The following is a 5109-nucleotide window of genomic DNA, read 5'->3' as shown; positions in this document are numbered from 1 at the left end:
TTCTCCTACACCTATAAATCCTATTTGACTACACTTACTTTTGATTAATTCATCTACCACAAAATAAGCTGCATCATAATCATCATGATATACACAAGAATAGTTTTCTATATTTTGTCCAATAATAACTATTGGAATTTTTAAATTTTCAATTATTTCTAAATGTCTATTACTAATTGTCTTAGCTAAAAATATTATTCCATCTACTTCATTATTTTTAAATATATTTAAATAATCTATTTCTTTTTCTATATCTAAATCTGTATTTCCTAAAAGTACATTATATCCATCTTTTTTTAATTCTGTACTAATACCATCTACAATTCTACTAATTGTAGATGAACTTATTTTAGGTAATATAACTCCTATTAAATTTGTTTTTTTTGTTCTTAATGTCTGTGCAAAAGATGATGGTACATAACCAGTTTCATCAATTATCTTCTGTATTTTTTTTCTATTTTTTTCGCTAACATATCCATTATTTAAATATCTAGATATTGTTGTTCTAGATACACCTGCTAACTCTGCTATTTTATTTATATTCATATATATTTATCATCCTAATATCAATTTATATATATATTGATTCATATTATATAACTACTGAGAAATTATTTAATACATTTTACTTTTATCTATTAATTTTTTATAAACATTTTTCATATACTCTTCATTAGTTAAGTCTAATACCTTATCTATATCAACCCACTTAACACCACTATTTTCATCTTCTTTAACAACTAACTCTTCATTTTCATCTGCTTCTAAAATATATGCTACTGATAAATGAAGATGACTTGCTACATACTTTCCTCTTTTTATATGAGCATTTACTGGTAGTATATCAATTGAGCATATATCATTTGTTATAGGTCTAGCTTCTTTTATACCTGTTTCTTCTTTAGCTTCCTTTATAGATACTTTAATTAAATCACTATCACCATCAGCATGTCCACCAGTCCATCCCCATGAGTTATATATATTATGATGTATCATTAAAACCTTAGTTCTTAACTTATTTACTATAAATCCAGAACTTGTTATATGTGCTATTTCATTATCTCTAACTAAAACATCATCATTTTTATTTATAAAGTCTAATATAATTTCTTTATCTTTTTTCTCTTGTTCATCAACAGGATTATATTTTTCTATTTGTTTTATCCATTCCATATTTTGCCCCCTACATATTAAGGGACTATAACTTTTAAACTTTTAGTCATAATCCCTAATTTATTTAAATATTAAAGTTTTACACTTTAGTTTACATAATTTTATTCTTGTTAATATATTTGAATCTTAATTATTAACTCTATATTGCTTAATATATTATTTAGTATAATTATATTAAAGCTTGTACAATCTTATTCTATATTTTATAAAAAATTCGCTTCTCTTGAGCGACGTGTCGGCGAAACACTTCATGTCGCCAACGATATATCCTTGCTACCGCTACGGATACATCCATTGCTCAAAAAATTATTTTGACTTTTTCATATACTCTATAGCTTTTAATGTTCCCATCTTAGAATGGTCAAAAGTAAGTCCACCTTGGAAGTATACATTATATGGTGGCTTTATAGGAGCATCTGCACTAAGCTCTATAGAAGAACCTTGAACAAAAGCACCTGCAGCCATTATAACTTCACTGTCATATCCAGGCATTGCCCAAGGAACTGGCTTAACGTATGAATCAACAGGAGCTGCAGCTTGAGCACCTTGACAGAATGCTATAACTTCTTCAGCATTTTTAAGTCTTACTATTTGTATTATATCACTTCTTACATCATCGTATTTTGGAAGTACTTCATATCCCATTTTTTCAAACATTCTAGCACAGTATATTGCACCCATTAAAGCTTGAGAAACTACATATGGAGCCATAAAGAATCCTTGTAATACATTTCTAGTTGTACCAAATGTTAAACCACATTCTTTACCTATACCTGGAGTTGTAAGTCTATATGATATAAGTTCTACTAAATCAGCTCTACCAGCTACATATCCTCCAGTTAAAGCAAGTCCACCACCTGGATTTTTGATAAGTGATCCAGCCATTATATCAACACCAACTTCTGTTGGCTCTTTAGTCTCTATAAATTCTCCATAACAGTTATCAACCATAACTATAACATCTTCTTTAACAGATTTTGCTACATCTACTATTTCTTTTATATCAGCTATTGTAAGAGACTTTCTCCAAGAATATCCCTTAGACCTTTGTATAAATACCATTTTAGTTTTATCATTTATCTTTTCTTTGACTCCTTCTAAATCAACATCTCCATTTTCTAAGAAATCAACTTGATTATATATAACACCAAATTCTTTTAAAGATCCTTTTTCTTCTCTTATTCCTATAACACCTTCTAATGTATCATATGGTTTACCTGTAACTGATAATATTTCATCACCTGGTCTAAGTATTCCTTGTAAGCAAAGAGTTAAAGCATGAGTTCCATTAACTATTATAGGTCTAACTAATGCATCTTCAGCTCCAAATACATTTGCATATATTTCTTCTACTTTTTCACGACCTAAATCATTATAACCATATCCTGTTGTCCAGTTAAAATGGTTATCACTTAAATTAGCTTCTTGCATAGCTTTTAATACTTTATATTGATTATATTCTCTTATTTCTTTTATTTCATCAAATTTGTGTTTTATATCATTCATTACTTCTTCAGATAATTTAAATGTTTCGTCATCTAAACCGTAAAATCCTTTTAATAATTCTTTAGTTTCTTGTAACATAATATCCACCTGTCTTTTTAATTTTATCCTTAAAATTCTATCATAGTATGTATTTATAGTCAATTTTTAGGGAATTAACTATAATTTACTTATTTACATTTTGTTATTTTAGTATCTATAATAGTTGCATCAGCAAATCTTTCTAGTAATGCTTTTGAATATTCTATGTATCTTTCTAGCTTTTCATCTTTTTCAAAAGCTATTATATTCATTAATATATGAGTTGTCTCATTTGTTATCATTGCTCTAACAGAATCTGATGTAGTGCTACCAAATTTACCTTTTTCATCTTCAAATACAGGTAAGTTTTCTAAGTTTATACTACCTCTTCCTATTCCCTCATACCTTTCATTTTCTTCACCTACTGTAAAAGTTATACTTCCTTTTACTTTATCTAGGTCGTAAGTTCCTACTGAGTAACAAGTATGTAGTGATATTAAATTATTTATATCTACTATATTGTTAACTATATATAAGTCATTTCCTTTAACTACTCTTTTAACTAATGATTCTGATGATAATCTATATCTACTTGGATCTTTACCTAATTTTTTATAAGCATTTCTTGATGATAATATATTCTTTAATTTTATTACTTCATCAAATTTTATATTTTCTTTTATTTCTTCACATTTTTTATTTATTAATTCTAATAGTTCTTTATCTGATTCTTTTGTTTTCACTTTAGCTTCTATTGAGGCTATATGTACATTTACTTTATCGCTTAATTTTTTATCTATGTTTATATTTATCATATGAATTCTCCATCTATACGTTTCAATATAACTTAAAAGTTAATACCTTTTTATAAAATGATTTTAATATCTTTTATTTTATCACTATTTTTTATACCTTTAAATAGGTGACTATTCTTTATTTTTATACATTTATTAAATAAAAAATAAATAGGGTATGTATACCATATGCATATCCTATTTATTTTTTTAATAATTACATATAAAATTTTATAATCATTGCTCACTTTTATAAGATAATATAGAAGATACAAATATAGTAAGACATATAAAGCTTGTAAGTGAAATTACCATACTCATAAATTTTGCTACTGGCGATATTGGACATATGTCACCATATCCTATAGTAGAAAATGTAATTATAGTATAATAAAATAAATCATAATATGTAGGATTGTTTGTATACACTCCTATATCACCACTATTTATAAAGCACACTCCTAAATATAAACTAAAAATAACCATAATTAGCAAAATTATAGCTACTATACTTACATCAGTAAATTTTATTTTTGAACCATTTTCAATTTCTACTTCTATAATTTCTGGACTCCTAATTACCCTTATTAATACTTTTAAATTTAAAATATAACTTATACCTACTCCAACTAAACCAATCTTGTAAATTTCACTAAACTTATTTGGAAATAATACTAAAATCGTCATATACGTACTAATTATAAAATAACTTATCAATAAATCTGTCTTTGTATTTTTATCTTCTATTTTATATAAATATTTATAAATCTTTTTACTAGAATATGATATGTATCCTACTATAAAATATAAAATTATAAATATTATTAAATAAGTAGATATTTTCACAGCTACTATGTAATTATCACTTACGTATTTATAGACTTCTTCAAATAAACGTCTCACTATAGCAAATACTACAAATACTTGTGAAATAATAAAAATTATTAGTTGCCATATTTTAAACTCTGATTTTTTTCCTTTAAAAAAATCAATATATTGTTTGTTTATATTATAAATTAATGATTTTAGTTTTTTTAATATTTCTAAATTTACTCTTTTGTAAGAAATCATAATTATAGAAAATATGGTAATTGCTAAAGTTAAAATATTTATCATATAATCACCCAAATTTCTTTTTTCTTATGTTTCCCATTTATTAATAACAATATAAGTACATCAGTATCAGTAGTCCATTGCTAACTCTTTCCTACTATCTTGCAAATTGACCATATATCAGTAATTTGTACTTTTGTAAGTACTTGAAGCCCCATTGAAACTAATATTTGAAGTTCTGTTATATCATTAGTAGAACGTGTTATCAAACTTGAAGTTGAGAATTTATTTATCTCTGCCATTGAAAAGTCTTCTAATTATTAAAGTTTATAAAGGTTCTACTTTTACAATATTTCTTCCTCATAATAAAAGTGTAGATAATTTATAGTTATCTACACTTTTTAATTTAAGATATTTTATATTTTAAAATGCACCCTTAACTTTTGGTGTTCTTTTTCTCTTTACCATATCATCATCTATATTTAAATTTTCCTTATTTTCTTCTTTCTTTCTTTTTTTCTTTAAAAACTCTATAACCTCAGCTAATAATGCAAAGTTCTCACCA

The 5109-nt window shown here is 25.3% G+C and carries 6 protein-coding genes; all 6 read right to left on the bottom strand.

What is annotated here, in order from left to right:
• A partial coding sequence (locus tag Q5F54_RS10405) for a LacI family DNA-binding transcriptional regulator (RefSeq protein WP_302334384.1) occupies nt 1-546 on the bottom strand: 546 nt, incomplete at its 3' end.
• A 69-nt stretch (nt 547-615) separates the two neighbouring features.
• Entirely contained in the window at nt 616-1173 is a 558-nt protein-coding gene (locus tag Q5F54_RS10400; RefSeq protein ID WP_071120215.1) for an NUDIX hydrolase, read from the bottom strand.
• A 306-nt stretch (nt 1174-1479) separates the two neighbouring features.
• Nucleotides 1480-2757 carry a methionine gamma-lyase family protein gene (locus Q5F54_RS10395; protein WP_281537787.1) on the bottom strand — a complete coding sequence of 426 codons (1278 nt, stop codon included), beginning with the start codon at nt 2755-2757 and terminating at the stop codon, nt 1480-1482.
• Between the two features lie 89 nt (nt 2758-2846).
• The gene (locus tag Q5F54_RS10390) at nt 2847-3512 is read right to left on the bottom strand and encodes a B3/4 domain-containing protein (protein WP_302334383.1); all 666 of its coding nucleotides are present in this window, start codon (nt 3510-3512) and stop codon (nt 2847-2849) included.
• Between the two features lie 216 nt (nt 3513-3728).
• On the bottom strand, nt 3729-4607 hold the full coding sequence (locus tag Q5F54_RS10385) for an ion channel (protein ID WP_288248736.1): 879 nt from the start codon (nt 4605-4607) through the stop codon (nt 3729-3731).
• Nucleotides 4608-4687: 80 nt separating this feature from the next.
• A complete protein-coding gene (locus Q5F54_RS10380) occupies nt 4688-4846 on the bottom strand; it encodes an ABC transporter ATP-binding protein (protein ID WP_143023190.1) in 159 nt (52 codons plus the stop codon).
• Between the last annotated feature and the right edge of the window lie 263 nt (nt 4847-5109).

The organism is uncultured Romboutsia sp., from assembly GCF_958366745.1.
In the GTDB taxonomy this organism is placed as follows: domain Bacteria; phylum Bacillota; class Clostridia; order Peptostreptococcales; family Peptostreptococcaceae; genus Romboutsia; species Romboutsia timonensis.
The sequence above is the reverse complement of the archived record's forward strand: the minus strand, read 5'-3'. Positions and strand labels throughout refer to the sequence as shown.

Excerpts from the sequence above, each read along its gene's own strand:
- Q5F54_RS10400 (WP_071120215.1), bottom strand. The coding sequence starts at position 1,173 with ATGGAATGGATAAAACAAATAGAAAAATATAATCCTGTTGATGAACAA.
- Q5F54_RS10395 (WP_281537787.1), bottom strand. The coding sequence starts at position 2,757 with ATGTTACAAGAAACTAAAGAATTATTAAAAGGATTTTACGGTTTAGAT.
- Q5F54_RS10390 (WP_302334383.1), bottom strand. The coding sequence starts at position 3,512 with ATGATAAATATAAACATAGATAAAAAATTAAGCGATAAAGTAAATGTA.
- Q5F54_RS10385 (WP_288248736.1), bottom strand. The coding sequence starts at position 4,607 with ATGATAAATATTTTAACTTTAGCAATTACCATATTTTCTATAATTATG.
- Q5F54_RS10380 (WP_143023190.1), bottom strand. The coding sequence starts at position 4,846 with ATGGCAGAGATAAATAAATTCTCAACTTCAAGTTTGATAACACGTTCT.